Below are 16009 nucleotides of genomic sequence, written 5' to 3'. Positions count from 1 at the left end.
TGCGTGGCAGTCAACGAGGATGGGCGCTCCGCAACTTTCCCTTCCACCTTCTCGCGCGCAAGACCGGCTGGCACAGTTCCCTGCGACGGAGAAATTCTCTCCAATCGCGTTGCAGTAAATAGGGTAGCGCGGCCGAAGTTCAAAAGTTTGCGTAGCCCGGCAGCAGGTCCTGATCGACCAGCCGAATTTCGATACGGTTCGCGACCTCGACGTGCTCCGGGTTGTCAGCCGAAAATACCGCATCGGTGACGCTGACGATGATCGTGCCGACTTGCTTTTTTCCGGAATCCGTCACCGGGATCAACGCACGCGCCTCGGGCACCTGCTGCACCGTAATCACTTTCGGCAAGTACAGCATCCAGCCGACGCCCGGCTTGTCATCGAACACGCGCTTGTCGAAATACTCCTTGGGAGCGACCTCAACAACGAACGGCGAAAAATTGGCGACAATTGATTGAATGACGCCGGCGATATCATCAGCCGACTGCGGGCAAAGCCCGGCATCAATATCCAGTGTTACGCGATCAGGCAGCACCTTCGCGTCGGAAACTTGGCAGGAAATCGCAGCGCTATCGTCCCCTTCTGCCACGTTCCAGATCGCCGCATGTGACACTTTTCGCCGTTTGCTACCTGCTCGCGTCGTCAACACAGCCAACGCAGGAGTTGACGGCTCGCCGTTTTCGTCAAAGGCTGGGTACAGATTGGCCTCCTCCATCGAGTCAGCCGTGAGTCGCCAGTTCGCGTGCGCCATCAATGGATGCTTCTCGGCCAGCACTGCGACAAGCCTCGACTCGCGCGCCAACATTTCCTGAAAATCTTGAGACGACAGGGCTGCGTCCCGGAACATCGCGTTCATTTCCATATTCAGATCACGGTTGGTAGACAGCCGGCACGGCGGCACGCGTGAGCACGGGAGCCATCTTTTTGTAGGTAAGTGGAGTTTGAAAGTACCACGTCAAGCGGGTTGGCGGATTCATGCGCACGGTCGTACCCTGCTCAACGATCTGATCCTCCATCGACTTGAACCCCTCGAACCATTTGTCAGCTTTCGGGATCGACCCATCGAGAAATTGATCATAATTTCCCTTCGCCTCCTGCAGCAGGCACGCGCCGGGCTGGAACCCATCGAAATCGATTTCGAACCAGTGCCACTCGTCCGACCAACGGCATTCTTCCGTATCGAACGCAAACCCCGTGATGCGTGCTTGATAGCGATACGAGTTCCAGTTGACACCGTGGTTGCGGCGAATCCTCGTGCCATGCTCCGGCGGGCATTTGTCGCACATCTGGTCAGTACGCGGCAACGCGCGAACGCCCGACTCGGCTTTGCTGTCCGCTTTCTTGGTGTCCCCGGACAGGCTACCCGTTGCCCCCACCGCCGCTCCGCCCAAAAGAGCGGTGCCGCCACGCACCAACATTGGCCCAAGCGCTTTCGCTGCTGCCGCGATTACCGGAACTGCCAGACCCGCCATTGTTCACTCCGTCTTGGAATTCAGGATGTTCAATTTGCCAACGCACCACTCGTAAATAGTCATGAAATCGTTCGTCCGGCGAGCGACCCGGCCGGGTCAACCATGCGCGGATCGCTGGCTCCTCATAAAAGCTGGGGGCGTAGGCTTCGATGCGCAGGAAGGTAACCAAATTTTCGTCGAGCTCGATGCCCAGCTCGCGCGCGGCCTTGAACGCCTTCCAAAGCCGCGAAGATAGCGTTGCATCCTCCGTGAGCTTCGGATCGTCTTTGCATAAATCGGATCGCACGCCCTCGACAAATCGCTTGGCATCGATGTCGGCAAGCGCGGCAACCTGCTCCGTGGTTAGGTCAAGCATGCGGATGCACCCTCGTCAGTTCGCCGTTGATCTGCACGAGCCAATCGAACGTCGGCACAAAGAATTGGATGCGCTGCGATAACGATAGTAGGCTCGCGATTTCGACCATCAAGCGCGCATCATAGAAGCGCAGCAGCGCCGTGCGGCCGTCAGGCATGCGAGCATCCAGACGCCCGGCGAGTTCGTATGCGAGATCGGGAAATGAGTAGGCACTGATCAGCCACGACACACCGTCAGCGCCAGCACTCATCGTGATCAAAGATTGACGCACGCTCCCCGGCGCTTTTTCGAAGTCGATCAGCCACGGTCCCGCGTCGGCCAGCGAAGCGTCTTGCGTGGCGTCGAATAATCCGATGGTCGCGGCGGGCCGCTCGACCGTTTCACCGCGTCCGTACAGTAGCGCGTCAACAAGTGCGTACAGGCGCAGCGGCACACTTGCCTGCGCTTGCCGCTGCTGGAAATATGCTTCGATTTTTTCGGGAGACAAGGCTTACTCCCGCATGACCATCGTCGCACCGCTTTTCGCCGCTGCGACCAAGCATTCGAGGCAAAGCGTAGGCGTCGGTAACAGCGGGAGCGCGGCAGCGGCGGCTGCAACAGCCGCACCGGTACTTGCTTGGCCTTCGCCATCGTCGCTGAGGGTGGAATTCGACTGTGATGCGATGAGCGTCGCACCGCATGCGGTACGCATACCCTCGACGGCTGTATTTCGACCATCTATCGCGTGCGGAATGCGACGGCCCAGCACATCGGGCAGGATCGGGAACGTTCCCTTGCATTGTGGACACGCGACCAAGTGCCCGACGCCCGAAATGGGCTTGCCTTCAAGCGTTGCTGTTGAGCTTCCTTCCAGTACCTTCCCGCCGTGCGACGTGGTGTCGCCGACGCAAATAATGCTGCGTGACACGCGGCCCTCTCTCAGTGCTATTTTGTCTGAACTTTATCATCAGCCCGGAGAAAAATGCAGGGATGAGGTTTTTAGATACCAAGGACGGTCAAATACGCGTCCGGACAAGAAAATCTTGGCTCGGCAAACTGAGATCGCACTAACAGCCATCTGAGCGGGCATCATTTTGATATGCACCCTCGCGGTCCAACGCCCTACTCTTTAGTCGTAAAGTGGAGTCTGTAGAAGCAGGTAGCGACAACGGCTGCCGAGCACGCGTGGAAAACTGACGACCCTCCGCTATTCTCATCATGACACCTCCCTCACTTCCATGTTGATCTGCGCGTTCAGAATAAATTCGAGGCATCCTGTGTCACCCCATGTCTGTTAGCGCACTGTCGAGCTGCGGTCGTGTCGGGGAACTGCGAGCACCGGCGTTCGTCGTTGCCCGATGATGTTCGCTGTCGTAGCGATAACTTGCCCCTACGAAACCCTAGTGCTACATGAGAGCAAGTGACGAATAATTTTTACTGCGACAAGGAAAATAATGATCGGCAATCCACACGTAGCACTGCTCCTCGAACCTTTGACATTTGGCGCCATTTTCGCAGCAATAGTATCGGCGCTGTTCAATCGCTTAAAAACAAAACACCTTGGTGAGTTTGACTACCTCGGCCGCCCACATATCTTACGGCACGGATTTAACGCAGCAGTGCTTTCGTTCATCTTAGGAAGAGAGCATCGCAAAATGGGAGACAACACTCTTTCATTACTCTCGGATGGAGTTTTGGCTACACTCATAATTCAAGCCATTGCAAGCGTGATCTTATTGCCGTACTTTACACGCTAAATGTAAGAATTTATTCATCTGCCGTCCGCGCAGCGGATTATCGTAGTAATGCTCTCGCCACTACACGAGGCCCTCAATGTCATCATCTCCGTCTCTCGCCTCAGCCTTACAGCAGTACCAAAAAGCCTATGACAAAGCCATCCAACTGCATACTTTATTTGCTGACGCGGAACCGGCAGAGCTTCTCCGAGCACATGAAGCCTTAGTCGAAGAAGTGGAAAGTTTTCTCAACATCTCGGGGCTCGAATGGAAATCTTGCGGCAGCCTTGGCCGTCACCTTTCTTTCCTTGATCGTTACCTCAAACGTGACGATAAAAGCAGTTGCGCACAAGATGCACAAGACATAGTTTTCCATGATCTGCCTACGGCGCTACGCAACCTTGTGGCTCAATCGACCGACGACGCACACGTTGATCCACGGTTACGAGAAGCCGTTTCCCCGTTGATGGCAGGCGGACATTACGACTCCGCTATCCGTAAAGTTTTTGTTGTAATGACAGACCGACTTCGACGAGCGTTCGGTGTGGCCGATAAAATCGACGGCGAGGATTTGGTGAACGTGGTGTTCGGGAAAGGAGGAAAAATTCCCGTGGCGCTTGATGATTCACAAAAGCTGGCGATGAGAAATTTGATCAGTGGTTTCTACGGCGTATATCGAAATCGATTCGCGCATAACGATGTCGAACCTGATTTCGCACAAGCGCGGACAGTCATCGAGATGGCAAACACGATCATCATAGATATTGAAGCACTTGCCACATCATCAACAGAAATTAAATAAACTTACACATCAACAATATTACATCACAACCAAAATGATTAAAGAAATCGGCCAAATAATAAACACCCCTACAACACTATTGGGAGCAAGCATTACATCAATAATTGTATCCGCAGCATTTGGATATTTTTTCAAGCGAAAAGAAAATTGCCACAAAGCCGAACTAGACTATGAGTACGAACAAAAAAAAGCCAGCAGAGAATTGATCGCGCGCTACAAGGGTCGCCTACTTCGCGAAGCAGTTCAACTTACAAACCGCCAGTGGAATTTGTACTCTAATTGGGACAAGGGCTGGATGAAAATAAATTATCAGTCCGGCACCGACGGATATTACTTCACGAGCACAATTTATAGATTTTTAAGTCTATACACTTTAACTCTTGCAGCAGACTCGGAAGCCATCCTCCTTGACACCACTATCTCAAGCCAATCCGATTATGATTTCATAAAATACCTAGCAATAATCAGATGGGTAATTACAGATGTCAGCCTTTTTAGCAATCTCAACTATGATCCATCCATCGCGCACGATCACTTTTTCTCAGACAATCTTAAAATTTACACAAATCCATGCTGGGTTGATGGGAAAATGGTGTCGTATGATATTTTTCGGACACAGCAATTTACATCCGCCGAAATGCAACCTGTTTTGAATTTTTTTGATGACCTAAAAAAGAACGAAACGCGCTATCGATGGGATCGACTCGTCGCACTTCACTTAATTCTTGCAACATACGCGAACAAATTTGGATACGACCTACAAAGAACAAGCAAAACAAAACTTCGAACTATCGCCCAAGAAGCACAGAATCCCGAGATTCTAAAAAACCTGATCGACTGGCTGAAGAGGCATCATCTAACAAGAGACCGAGAAACAAAAAAACTTATTCGCGCCTTAAAAGCAGAATTAAAAAAATGACACTTTCATTCCCAACTCGCTGTATCGAATCATCTTTTCCCACAACGAGTTGGTCCCTTTCCATACTAAAAAATCAATCTTCAAGAGGATTTTGAATTCTATCAACAACATCCTCTGGATTTGCATTTTTTATAAAAAAATAGAAAGTTGAATCCACAACTTGCAAAATACGCTGCTGAGCATCATACGCAAAAATCGGAGGAGAGATCGCCTTAACCGACTGCAAGTTTGCAATACCCCCGAGCAAATTCGTCATATCGTTGCTACGCACGTCTTGCCCACGATGATGAATCTCCCGAATCCAATCCCAAAGCGTTTGCTTGCGAGCCCCACTAGATATCCCTTCAAACCCGTGATTAACAATAACTCGAACGAGGTAGTATGGCAAAAACAATGGAATTTGATCTCCTTTCGCCCCCCCTGAGTTATGACCAGCGGCAATTGCTTCTAGCGCGCGCTCATGCCGCGCACCATAATCACCGGTCTTAACTTGGATTGCATCTATCAAGTATTGCGAATCACTGATAATTAGCGAATTTGGCTGACTTTGCTTAACTCCAGCACCCAAGCAAATATTTTTAAGAAGCTCTTGGAACACGCCAATACTTGAAAAAGAAGCCTCGATCACCTGCGCAAGAATTTCCTCTTGAAAGGATATATTGAGATATTGAGATCCGGCCTTAGCAACCCGTCGAAAATCGACTTCTGTCCACGGCTCCACGGGAATTTCAATAGTTCGATCAAGAAGGTCCCCATTGAACTGCGCCATTCGATTTTTTTCGCGCCACACACCAAGCACGACAAACCGAACGCTGAGCTCCTGAAAAGCGCGCAAATCAAAAGCAAATGCCTGCTGAACAGAGTCAGGGAGATAATGGAAGTTTTCCAGAATCACCCATTTATCACAATTCACCCGATTCAACAAATCAGCAACGGTCTGCGGCAACTCGAGATTTACCGTGACTTCATCATAACTTACATCTTTTCCTGAGCCGCCTTTCGTTGTACCTGACACATCGCCCTCGGCACCACCAAAGAGGGGCAACATTGCTTTAAACTTTGCCCCGATTGACAAGCTAGATTCAGAGCTTGATTTCTCGGTGGAAGAGGCAAGCAACCGCACACCGGCAGCAGACAGAATTTGCTGATAAACGTCCAACAGCGATGTTTTGGGCGTCAAACTAACAAGCAAGTTTTTATCATAAGGTAAGTATTTAGACACAAGAGCTGTCTTACCTTGCTTCGATGATCCATATACGATAATCTGTTTATTCGCTCCTAACGCCTCTCGGAAACTATCGTCAACTTGCGGCCGCTCCACGTAAGAAAGCACAGGCTTCGAAGTAACACCAAATACATCTTCAATGCGAGCCATCTGAAAACTCCATCAAGGCGATGGCAGATTCTAACACTTACCCTCTCGTTTACTCCTGAGCCTCACGTCATCAAAACAATTTTTCTGCACTACTGCCAACCTTAGCCTGCGATAGTTGACGGTCCACGATAGCTGGCTTATAGGAACACTCGCGTCCATACTCGATCAACAGATCGCTGCCTTGCTGATCGTCGGGTGTGACACTCCGTACTCCTTCGCCAGCCCTCGGGCGGTCGCGCCGGCTGCAAGCTTCATTTTGATTTCTGCACGCTGGGCGGCGGTCAACGACGACGGCCGCCCCGCAATCTTCCCTTCCGCCTTCGCTCGCGCCAGACCGGCGTAAGTCCGTTCTACCAGTTGGTCGCGCTCAAATTGCGCGAAGGCTGCGAACATCCGCATCACCATATCGCCGGCCGCGCTCGTCACCTCGACCACCGGCAAGTCCAGCACGATCACCGACACCTTCATGTCACGCAGCATGGCGACAGTCGATTCGATATCGCGCGCGTGCCGGCCAAGCCGATCCAACTTCGTCACGACGAGCTTATCGCCCTCGTCCAACTTCCCGAGCAGCTTCGCGAACATCGGTCGCTCCATCGCAGCAACCGATCCGCTGATCGTTTCGGCGTAGACGTGACGAGGTGCGATCACGTACCCAGCCTTTTCCGCCAGCATGACTTGGTTGGCTGTCGTTTGGTCGCTGGTGCTCACCCGGGCGTAGAGGAAAGTCTTGGACATGTCGCACTCGATGGAAAGAAACCGTGGAAATTATCTCATGTGGCAAGAAATAAAGAAACACGGACTTTCTTTCCAGATTTCTGGTACGTTTCGCAGCGGCAAGAAACCGGTCGTTTTTTTTCCGTACAGTTATGTTTATATTTCCGACCTCATAACAGTTGCATGCTTGAAATTTTTTTGACCGGCCCCATGTCGCGTCCGTTGTCAGCCGTAAGCGTGCTGGCCGCTCGTCAGCAACTTCAAAGGGATCGAAAATGAAAGAACCGGGACTCGACGGCCGTCACCGCAACGAAGATGGCCGCATTCGGCAGAAACGCAGCGACACGGAAAATCAAAACCTTCCCAGACCTATCCCCGGTTTCCCGCCCGAGGCAACGCTCGAACAGATGCGGCGTGAGACCGGGCAGATCAGCGAGCGAGCGATTCGCGACGCTGTTAAATCAAAGAAGTGACGCAGCTAGGTCTAGGGTGATTTACTAGATTTCATCTAACACACGCTGGCACGCCCGGCTACCGCCGGGCAAATTATTGGCCACCGCCACTCTATCAAACACATGATCGACTCAGTTCAAAAACAAAATGATCCTGATGACAAGCATGCGAAATCACTTTCGCAGTCTGGAAATGAGGGAAAGACTAGCGCCACGGCGAAGCTGACGGGCTTAGTTACCTTATTGATATTGGCGAGCGGAGCGGCCTTCCACGCAGGAAAGCAAGTTGCCGATGTAACGCGAGATAAAGCTAACGCAGAACTGTCAGCCGATAATAAAGTCTTAAAAGATGCATTGAAACAAACAGTTATGTCGGAACAGGATGACAAACAAAGAGTACGCGACACTGAAAAGGAACTGGCTGACACACGGGCAGCGCTAGAATCGGAGCGTCAACTTACTGCGTCTACTCTCCAGCGAGTTGCTGTGCTTTCTGAGCAATTAGGCAAGGACACAACATGTGCCCCGATCCTACAGCAGATTGAAGCGATTCAAAACGCACTGTCTGGAAGCAATGGAGTTTTCAATACAATGCCTCCCGAGGGTGATCAACGAAAAGAATTGTTGGGGCGCTTAGCAGACTGGCAAAAGCAGCTGACCACATGTCACGGCGGATGATTCGAATTTTTTCTTCGCCACGGTGCGCAACTGTTGCCGCATCGCCTTCGGTTAAGTCATCGGGAGATTTTGGCCAAAAATAATCGGTAGCCATCGCGCTCACCTGCGTCCGCAATCTCGTCAGGCGAGACGTTCCGTCGCTTGAGTTCTACGAATTTCCGCTCTTCGACCAACTTCGCCCGTTCCGGGTTGCGTGTCAGGAACGGATCATTTTCCCAATGATCAAGCGTATACAACGGCGCGAACGAAGCGCAGTCCGACGCGTTCGGGTCAGTAGGCGGTGGTGATTTTTTGAGGATTCTTTTCGACTCGGACATGCGCGGCTCTCGCCTGCCGGTTGTATGTGTTCGACATGCTACAGCCGCTGCACAATTTTCGATGTCCCCGACTCGCTGAGGTGCATCGAGCAGCTAAGTTCGTTTGCGGTGCGCGGATCGTCTCAACGCGCACACCGCCCCTGCTCAGATGGGTAACTGCCGCTTCCATTCGTGTCTGGTTCGGATGTACATCGAACTGCTGCGCCAGTTCGGCCAGCGGCCGCTCGCTCTTGACTGCTGCCAAAGCCACCTTCGCTTTCAACGCCGCTGAGTGCGCCCGTCGGGTTCTTTTCGTCATTTCCTCGGTTCCTTTGCCAGCACTATCGCTAGCTCTGGCCCCGGACAAACCACTTATCCGACTGTCCGAATTTGCGAGTCTACCTCTAACCAAGGCATTGGGCCGACCCCGAAAATCGTAAAGCGCTGATTTTAGCTAACGAATTATCGAGCCCAACATTTGAGATAGACACTATGCGGAATGCATTTCGCATGTAGAAATCTTTTACCGAAAATATTTTTCGACTCCACTACCGCTCTCCCACATCGATTTTCAAGAGCCCTTAAAACTGGCTCAAGGAACATCGGATAGTTAGTCAGGAAGCGGGCGATTTCGTGTGCCCTTATTGCGGCTCTTTCTTTACAGCTTGTTCCGCCAAGATATCGCTAAGCCGATTGTTAACCAGATCGTACCAATCACTTAGACATTTCGCGTTATTGCATTTCGCGCGAATATTCCATGCTTGCGTCAATGAATCATTTATCCGATCCTGCCTGAATTCTGGTACAGCACGTACTCGCCTGATGAGTTCACCGAGTTTAATATCCTTATCGGCCAGATCAGGATCGCGGCAGATCGTATCTTCGTTACTGCCATTCGCTACTTTTGTACAATCGAAAGTCGTCGGATAAATACGCCCGAACTGCGTGGCTTGATCAGCATCAGATATATCAGCCGAGGCGGCTACGGGGGCCGCGCTTGGTGTGGCCCTGGCCGATTTCCAGTTTGCGTAAAAACGGCAGTGACCGAACACAGGACCAAACGGCGTATTCTCGAAGCCTTGGCACCAAGCATCAAGTGTGTCGCCTGGGACGTAGGTGGCGAATTTCGCCTGTAGGGATTTGTCAGTCGTCAGTTGCACCGAGCTATTCGGCTTATGAATATTGGCATCAGATGGAACAAGTTCGACAGTCGGACCGTAGAAACTGTTCTCCACCTTCTGAACCAGCCCGTGCATGTGAATCCACTGCCCCTTATAAAGCTGGTCCGCGCGCAGCGAATTGGCTTCGTAGTTGGCGAAAATGTCTTTGATCGGTGTAATGGTTTCAGACACTGGCGGCACGTTAGTAATATCCGAATCAAGCTGCTCACGATCCGCCTGCAATTGCGTTGCTGGCTGGGACACGGCGGCACCGTAATCTTTGACGGCGTCTACTTCCGTCTGCGTGACCGCTCCGTTACCCGTATATCCGTGCACATCCCAATAACGATACAGGCACGCGATGCCGAAAATAAACAACCCGAATGCGATGTAAATCTTGGTGCGATGTTCCTTGCTCAGTTGAGTCTTTGCCATCGTATTGGCTCCCCGTTGAAATTGTTGTAAGGCGTCTAATTTGCAATGGTCAAATCGCAAACTGGCCGACACCCTTCCGCTGTTGCGACGCTTCGTTCGTCAGTGTGTAGGACAAGCATCAGATATCCAGCCAAGCAACGGCAGCGCGCGACCGGAAAGACGATCAGGAAGCGCCGTATTCAATGTGTGTTGATGGCGATATGAAACCGCGCCTGGATTGCAAAGCGAGGTGATGGCCGCATTACAGGTCGATAGCGCAGCCGCAGCAAAAAGATCATTCACCGTTCGCCATCGTCTGCGTACAAATCTGGCGACCAATCACGCTGCCTTCCTCGTCGGTCTTTGCACTTTGTGCATACACAGCGTCAATGATCGCGAACGTGAGGTTCAGGGCGTCCGGATTCTGCGTCAGCGGCCTGCCGTCAGCGCCGACTGCACGGGACGCGCGGGCTTTGGCAGTCGCACGCTTCATACCTTTGGCATTAGCCTGAGCAACGGCTCCCCCGACTTCGGCATATACGGTGCATGCCTGATCCGTGATCGCGCCGAAGAACTGCCGCCTAGCGTCGTAGACGGTTTGTGCGCTCGCAGAAGTGCTGATGAGTACTAGCACAAAAAGTGTTGACTTTTTCAAAATTGTTCCCAGGTTAAAAAGGCGCGCGTCACGAACGGCGCGCATTTGTTTCATTGCTTTCGAAGCTCATCGCCTAGCTTCAACAAATTAAATCGCCTTGTTTGGAATATAGTATGCCACATAGGGCGTTCAACCGGAATGGAATAGAGACCACCATTGTGGCCTATGCCTACCCGACACGATCCCCTATCCGACGAAGCACAAGACGCCTTGCTTGCGTCTCGCGTAGGCACGGCTATCGCCGAAATTCGACGCGCACGCGGTCTAACCCAAGCGAAGCTTGCGGAAATGATTAACCTTGAGCAGGAAGCGATCAGCCGGTGGGAGCGCGGCATGCGCACGCCAACGCTGTACCGACTGCAACAACTCAGCGATGCGCTGGATTGTTCGGTCGATCAGCTTTTGCAGCGCGGATCAAAACGGATGGATGATCAATTGGCGACTGTCGCAGATGCACTGCAACATCTAGATGCTGACGAGCGGGCGCTCATCGTTCAGTTCGTGCAGCAAAGCTCGACTCTATTTCAGGCTCGTCGCTCGACGCTCAAAAAACCTCGTAAGTAGGTTTTTGATTGCGCCACAAACGTGGCTTGTAAGCACGCTCGTCATACTAGCTGCACAAACGAAAAGGCCTGCATCGTCTCGTTGTCGGTGCAGGCCTTTTCAGTTTCGCAATGCTGCTCTACGCACCCTCATTTGGTGCACTACCCGCCATCACCACGGAATTGTCCCGTGGGACAATTCCGTGGGACAATCCGGGGCACATGGGCTGGGTTTTTGGGACAGTTACGCCTTTTCCTGCGTCGCCAGGAAATCTTCGTAGTTGCCGCCGAAGTCGTTCAGCGAGCCATCCGTACGCACCTCGATGATGCGATTGGCCAGGCCGTTGACGAACTCGCGGTCGTGCGACACGAAGATCAGCGTGCCTTCGAACTGTTCGAGCGCGATCTGCAGCGACTCGATCGATTCCATGTCCATGTGGTTGGTCGGCTCGTCCATCAGCAGCACGTTGTGGCGGCCCAGCATCAGCTTGCCCCAGATCATGCGGCCCTTCTCGCCGCCCGACAGCACCTTGACCGATTTCCTGATGTCGTCCGCCGAGAACAGCAGGCGGCCGAGCGTGCCGCGCACGGCCGTTTCGTCGTCGCCATCCTTGCGGTAATCGTCGATCCAGTCCATCAGCGTCACGTCCTTCGGGAATTCCTCGTACGTGTCCTGCGGCATGTAGCCGATGTTCGCGTTCTCGGCCCACTTCACGGTGCCGTGATCGAGCTCCAGCAGGCCGCGCAGCGCGCGCAGCAGCGTGGTCTTGCCCGCGCCGTTCTCGCCGATGATCGCAATGCGCTCGCCCGGCTGCACCGACAGGTTGAAGCGGTTGAAGATGGTGCGGTCGTACTTCTTCGTGATGTCCTCGGCCACCACCGCCACGTTGTGCAGCTTCTTCTCGAACTCGAAGCGAATGAACGGGTTCTGGCGCGACGACGGCTTGAATTCCTCGATCTTGATCTTGTCGATCTGCTTGGCGCGGCTGGTGGCCTGGCGCGCCTTCGACTTGTTCGCCGAGAAGCGGCGCACGAAATCCTGCAGTTCGGCCACGCGCTCCTTGGCGCGCGCGTTCGCGTTGGCCTGGCGCTCGCGCGCCTGCGCCGACGCGAGCATGTAGTCGTCGTAGTTGCCCGGCCACACCTTCAGCGTGCCGAAATCCATGTCGGCCATGTGCGTGCAGACCGAGTTCAGGAAGTGGCGATCGTGCGAGATGATGATCATCGTCGAGTTGTACTGGTTCAGCGTGTCTTCCAGCCAACGGATCGAGTTGATGTCCAGGTTGTTGGTCGGCTCGTCGAGCAGCAGCACGTCCGGCTTCGAGAACAGCGCCTGCGCGAGCAGCACGCGCAGCTTCCAGCCCGGCGCGACTTCGCTCATCAGGCCGTTGTGCAGATGTTCCTCGATGCCGATGCCGAGCAGCAGCGAACCGGCGCGCGCCTCGGCGTCGTAGCCGCCGAATTCGGCGAACTTGGCTTCGAGTTCGGCCGCGTGCATGTAGTCGTCGTCGGTGGCTTCCGGGTTCGCGTAGATCGCATCGCGCTCGGTCATGGCCGCCCACATTTCGGTGTGGCCCTGCATCACGACGTCGAGCACGCGCACGTCTTCGTACGCGAATTGATCCTGGCGCAGCTTGCCCAGGCGGACGTTCGGCTCGAGCGTGACGTTGCCGCCGCTCGAATCGAGGTCGCCGCCGAGAATCTTCATGAAGGTCGATTTGCCGCAGCCGTTCGCGCCGATAAGGCCGTAGCGGTTGCCCTCCCCGAACTTGACCGAGATGTTCTCGAACAGGGGCTTCGGCCCGAATTGCATCGTGATGTTGGCGGTAGAAAGCACAGCGAGGCCCGTAATGTGTTGGATCGACGTAAACCCGACATTTTAGCAGGTCTCGGTGAAGCACTGGGGCGCGGCGCCAATGCCAAGCCTACGGGCGCCGTGCGATCCGGCCCCGCGAGCAGCCGGGCCGGCGGCGCTAGCGGAGCCGATGCGCCCCGCCCGCCTGCCCGCCGCCGCTTACTTCTTCGAGGTCGCGGCCGCGGCGGCCTTCTTCGCGGCCGGCGCGTTGAGCTGCGAGAACAGCTCCGAGCACGGCACGTCGCGGTTGTGGCTCGGCGCGATCAGCGGAATCAGCGCCGCGAACGGGTTGAGCAGGCCGAGGCCGACCGCCGCCCCCGCGCGCAAGGCCAGCGCGCCGACATTCACGCCCACCTTCGGGTTCTTGAACGTGCCCTTCACGTAGAGCGGCGAACGCAGCGAGAACACGCGGAAGCCCTTGGTCTGCGGATGGATCTGCAGGTCCATGCCCTCGTCGCGCAGGTTCACGTTGCCGTCCACGTGGATCACGGCGTCGTCGGTGTCGAGCGCGAACAGCTTCGAATTCATCAGCCCGTCGTTGGCGACGAAATCGACGGCGGCGCAATTGATCTTCACGTCGCGGTTGCCGAACAGTTTTTCGTAGACGACGTTCGCCACGTTCAGCCCGGCCGCCTCCATCAGCAGGCGGCTGATCGCGCCGTCGGTGACCAGCGCCTTGACCTCGCCGGTCGAGGTGGCGGCCAGCGCGGCCGGCGAATTGCCGCGCGCGGCGAGCGTCGCGTCGCCGTTGATCTCGCCAAGCGCCGATTGCATCACCTTGTCGCTCGGGAACAACTGCTTGAGCTTCAGGTGCCGCGCCGACACCGTGAAGCGCCCCTTCAGCGGCGTGCCGCTGCCGTCGAGATGCGCCTCGGTGGACAGCGTGCCGCCCGCCACGCCGAAGCGCAGCGGCGTGAGCGCCAGCACGCCGTCCTGCATGACGACATGCGTATAGAGATCGGTGATCGGCAGGCTCTTGCTCTTGATCAGCTTGCGGCCGGTGAACTTCACGTCGGCGTCGAGCGCCTTCCAGCGGTCGGTGCGGAACGTTTCGACCGGCAGCACGCGGTCCGACGGCTGCTTCGAGGTGTCGCCGCGCGCGCGCTTGCTGGCGGCGCTGTCGGCGCCGACGATCGGCGCGAGGTCGGAGAATTGCAGCAGGTTCGACACCAGTTCGCCCGACAGCAGCGGTCGCGGCGAGCGCTGCGCGAACGTCATCGTGCCGTGCAGGTCGCTGCCGCCGACGCGGCCGTCGAAATTCTCGTAGCGGAACGTGCTGGCGTTCGGGCGGAACTGGCCGATCAGCCGGCCCTCGGTGGCGTACGGCGGCGTGTCGGGCAGCGTCACGCCGGTCAGCGCGTACAGATGCGACATGCTGGTGCCCTGCAGCCACAGCCGCAGGTCGATCGCGGCCAGTTGCATCGGGTCGGTCAGCGTGCCGACGATCGCGAGCCGCGTGTCGCCCGCCTTGACGTCGGCCTGCAGCGGGAACGGCTGGGCCGCGTCGCGCAGCGCGAGCACGCCGCCGATCTTGCCGGTGCCGGAGATCGGCACGTTCTTGTAGCGGCCCTTGACGACCAGGCCGAACGCGTAGGTCGGCGCGGGCGGGCGCGCGGCAGCGGCGCTGGCGGCCGAGGCCGGGCTCGCGGCGGACGATGCGGTGGCGGTGGAGCCGGACGAGGCCGCCGCAGTGACGCCGGATGCGTCTGCCGCACCGGACACACCGGAGGCCCCCGAATCGGCCTGCGCGGCGGACGCCGCCGAAGCAGCCGAAGCCGCTTCCGCCGCCGAGGCCGCCTCGATCTTCTTGGTCAGTTGCGCGGCCCCGGCCTTGCCGACGCGCTGCGCCGACGCGGCGCGCGAGGTGGCTTCCTGCTGCTTGAGCACGTCGCCGAGCGGAATCGGCTGGCCGAGCGTGTCGATCGCCACGTTCAGATCGGCCTTGGTGATCGCGTCGCGATACGTCACGTTGCCCTTCGCAAACCCGAAATTGTGCAACTCCACCTTCCAGGTGGACGGCTGGCCCGATTGCTTGATCGAGAACGTCCAGTTGTTGCGGCCATCGGCGAGCCGCTCGATGTCGATCGCGGGATTGACGATGTCGATCGACGGAATCACCACGCGATGCGCGAGCAGCGGCAGCACGGCGAGATCGAAATGCGCGGCGTCCAGCGTGGCGAAATGCGGGGATTGGGTCCAGTCCGGGTTGCCGACCACGATGTTGTTGGCCGTGAAGCTCGGCCAGGGCACCCAGGATCGCCAGCCGGTTTCGCCGTCGGGGCGGCGCCAGCCTACCTTGAGGTCGCCCTGGATCGCGAACGGCCGCCCGATCTCGGTGCTGACGCGCTCGTTGATGTACGGGCGCGCGCGATTCCAGTCGAACATCAGAACGAAGACGACGAGCGCGGCGATCAGCACTACGAGGATGCCGACGATCCAGGCCGCCGATTTGCCGATGACTCGGGTAAGCGTCATGCCGGGCTCCAGTTTTTCTTTTCGAGACAGGCCATCGACCGCACAGCCTTGACGGGACGACTCAAACTCAGGTTTCGGTATTATGGCACCGCGCTTCGGCACCCCAGCCCCATTTACCTTTTCTTGC

Annotated in this window: 18 protein-coding genes and 1 pseudogene; 6 read left to right on the top strand and 13 right to left on the bottom strand. The window is 55.8% G+C overall.

Features of this window, described 5'->3' with window-relative positions; all coding sequences use genetic code 11:
- Nucleotides 1–139: 139 nt before the first annotated feature.
- From AB4851_RS24855 to AB4851_RS24835, 5 genes are read right to left on the bottom strand one after another with little or no spacing between them, the layout of a single operon-like run.
- Entirely contained in the window at nucleotides 140–862 is a 723-nt protein-coding gene (locus AB4851_RS24855) for an immunity 52 family protein (RefSeq protein WP_414451834.1), read from the bottom strand.
- 7 nt (nucleotides 863–869) lie between these two features.
- Entirely contained in the window at nucleotides 870–1472 is a 603-nt protein-coding gene (locus tag AB4851_RS24850; protein WP_414451833.1) for a restriction endonuclease fold toxin 5 domain-containing protein, read from the bottom strand.
- On the bottom strand, nucleotides 1360–1827 hold the full coding sequence (locus AB4851_RS24845; protein WP_414451832.1) for a hypothetical protein: 468 nt from the start codon (nucleotides 1825–1827) through the stop codon (nucleotides 1360–1362). The genes AB4851_RS24850 and AB4851_RS24845 overlap by 113 nt, the downstream gene beginning before the upstream one ends.
- Nucleotides 1820–2314, bottom strand: coding sequence for a DUF4123 domain-containing protein (locus tag AB4851_RS24840; RefSeq protein WP_414451831.1), 495 nt, complete (start codon nucleotides 2312–2314; stop codon nucleotides 1820–1822). The genes AB4851_RS24845 and AB4851_RS24840 overlap by 8 nt, the downstream gene beginning before the upstream one ends.
- 3 nt (nucleotides 2315–2317) lie before the next feature.
- A complete protein-coding gene (locus AB4851_RS24835; RefSeq protein ID WP_414451830.1) occupies nucleotides 2318–2734 on the bottom strand; it encodes a PAAR domain-containing protein in 417 nt (138 codons plus the stop codon).
- Between the two features lie 526 nt (nucleotides 2735–3260).
- Here AB4851_RS24835 and AB4851_RS24830 point away from each other — a divergent pair.
- The 3 genes from AB4851_RS24830 to AB4851_RS24820 all read left to right on the top strand — a co-directional run bounded on the left by AB4851_RS24830 (nucleotide 3261) and on the right by AB4851_RS24820 (nucleotide 5263).
- On the top strand, nucleotides 3261–3563 hold the full coding sequence (locus AB4851_RS24830; RefSeq protein ID WP_414451829.1) for a hypothetical protein: 303 nt from the start codon (nucleotides 3261–3263) through the stop codon (nucleotides 3561–3563).
- 76 nt (nucleotides 3564–3639) lie between these two features.
- Nucleotides 3640–4344: a TIGR02391 family protein gene (locus tag AB4851_RS24825; protein WP_414451828.1), complete on the top strand. Its 705-nt coding sequence runs from the start codon at nucleotides 3640–3642 to the stop codon at nucleotides 4342–4344.
- A 34-nt stretch (nucleotides 4345–4378) separates the two neighbouring features.
- On the top strand, nucleotides 4379–5263 hold the full coding sequence (locus AB4851_RS24820) for a hypothetical protein (RefSeq protein ID WP_414451827.1): 885 nt from the start codon (nucleotides 4379–4381) through the stop codon (nucleotides 5261–5263).
- Between the two features lie 73 nt (nucleotides 5264–5336).
- Here AB4851_RS24820 and AB4851_RS24815 read toward each other — a convergent pair whose 3' ends face one another.
- On the bottom strand, nucleotides 5337–6638 hold the full coding sequence (locus tag AB4851_RS24815) for a hypothetical protein (protein ID WP_414451826.1): 1302 nt from the start codon (nucleotides 6636–6638) through the stop codon (nucleotides 5337–5339).
- A gap of 165 nt (nucleotides 6639–6803) precedes the next feature.
- Nucleotides 6804–7376 (bottom strand): recombinase family protein, encoded by a 573-nt coding sequence (locus AB4851_RS24810; protein ID WP_414451825.1) that lies wholly within the window; start codon nucleotides 7374–7376, stop codon nucleotides 6804–6806.
- A 254-nt stretch (nucleotides 7377–7630) separates the two neighbouring features.
- Here AB4851_RS24810 and AB4851_RS24805 point away from each other — a divergent pair, with 254 nt between their 5' ends.
- Both AB4851_RS24805 and AB4851_RS24800 read left to right on the top strand, forming a co-directional pair.
- Nucleotides 7631–7828: a hypothetical protein gene (locus tag AB4851_RS24805; RefSeq protein ID WP_414451824.1), complete on the top strand. Its 198-nt coding sequence runs from the start codon at nucleotides 7631–7633 to the stop codon at nucleotides 7826–7828.
- 102 nt (nucleotides 7829–7930) lie between these two features.
- Nucleotides 7931–8485: a hypothetical protein gene (locus AB4851_RS24800; RefSeq protein WP_414451823.1), complete on the top strand. Its 555-nt coding sequence runs from the start codon at nucleotides 7931–7933 to the stop codon at nucleotides 8483–8485.
- Between the two features lie 56 nt (nucleotides 8486–8541).
- Here the strand turns inward: AB4851_RS24800 and AB4851_RS24795 are convergent, their stop codons facing one another.
- The 4 genes and pseudogenes from AB4851_RS24795 to AB4851_RS24780 all read right to left on the bottom strand — a co-directional run bounded on the left by AB4851_RS24795 (nucleotide 8542) and on the right by AB4851_RS24780 (nucleotide 11064).
- Nucleotides 8542–8802: a hypothetical protein gene (locus tag AB4851_RS24795; RefSeq protein ID WP_414452012.1), complete on the bottom strand. Its 261-nt coding sequence runs from the start codon at nucleotides 8800–8802 to the stop codon at nucleotides 8542–8544.
- A 175-nt stretch (nucleotides 8803–8977) separates the two neighbouring features.
- Nucleotides 8978–9100: pseudogene (locus tag AB4851_RS24790) on the bottom strand (IS3 family transposase); the annotation flags it as partial.
- A 322-nt stretch (nucleotides 9101–9422) separates the two neighbouring features.
- A complete protein-coding gene (locus AB4851_RS24785; RefSeq protein WP_414451822.1) occupies nucleotides 9423–10376 on the bottom strand; it encodes an OB-fold protein in 954 nt (317 codons plus the stop codon).
- Between the two features lie 274 nt (nucleotides 10377–10650).
- The gene (locus tag AB4851_RS24780) at nucleotides 10651–11064 is read right to left on the bottom strand and encodes a hypothetical protein (RefSeq protein ID WP_414451821.1); all 414 of its coding nucleotides are present in this window, start codon (nucleotides 11062–11064) and stop codon (nucleotides 10651–10653) included.
- Between the two features lie 111 nt (nucleotides 11065–11175).
- Between AB4851_RS24780 and AB4851_RS24775 the strand changes: the two genes are divergently transcribed.
- Nucleotides 11176–11574 carry a helix-turn-helix domain-containing protein gene (locus AB4851_RS24775; protein ID WP_414451820.1) on the top strand — a complete coding sequence of 133 codons (399 nt, stop codon included), beginning with the start codon at nucleotides 11176–11178 and terminating at the stop codon, nucleotides 11572–11574.
- Between the two features lie 222 nt (nucleotides 11575–11796).
- Here the strand turns inward: AB4851_RS24775 and AB4851_RS24770 are convergent, their stop codons facing one another.
- Together AB4851_RS24770 and AB4851_RS24765 are read right to left on the bottom strand one after the other, a co-directional pair.
- A complete protein-coding gene (locus tag AB4851_RS24770) occupies nucleotides 11797–13389 on the bottom strand; it encodes an ABC-F family ATPase (RefSeq protein WP_414451819.1) in 1593 nt (530 codons plus the stop codon).
- Between the two features lie 177 nt (nucleotides 13390–13566).
- Nucleotides 13567–15882 (bottom strand): AsmA family protein, encoded by a 2316-nt coding sequence (locus AB4851_RS24765; RefSeq protein WP_414451818.1) that lies wholly within the window; start codon nucleotides 15880–15882, stop codon nucleotides 13567–13569.
- Between the last annotated feature and the right edge of the window lie 127 nt (nucleotides 15883–16009).

This window comes from Burkholderia sp. 22PA0099, from assembly GCF_047497165.1.
In the GTDB taxonomy this organism is placed as follows: Bacteria; Pseudomonadota; Gammaproteobacteria; order Burkholderiales; family Burkholderiaceae; genus Burkholderia.
The sequence above is the reverse complement of the archived record's forward strand: the minus strand, read 5'-3'. Positions and strand labels throughout refer to the sequence as shown.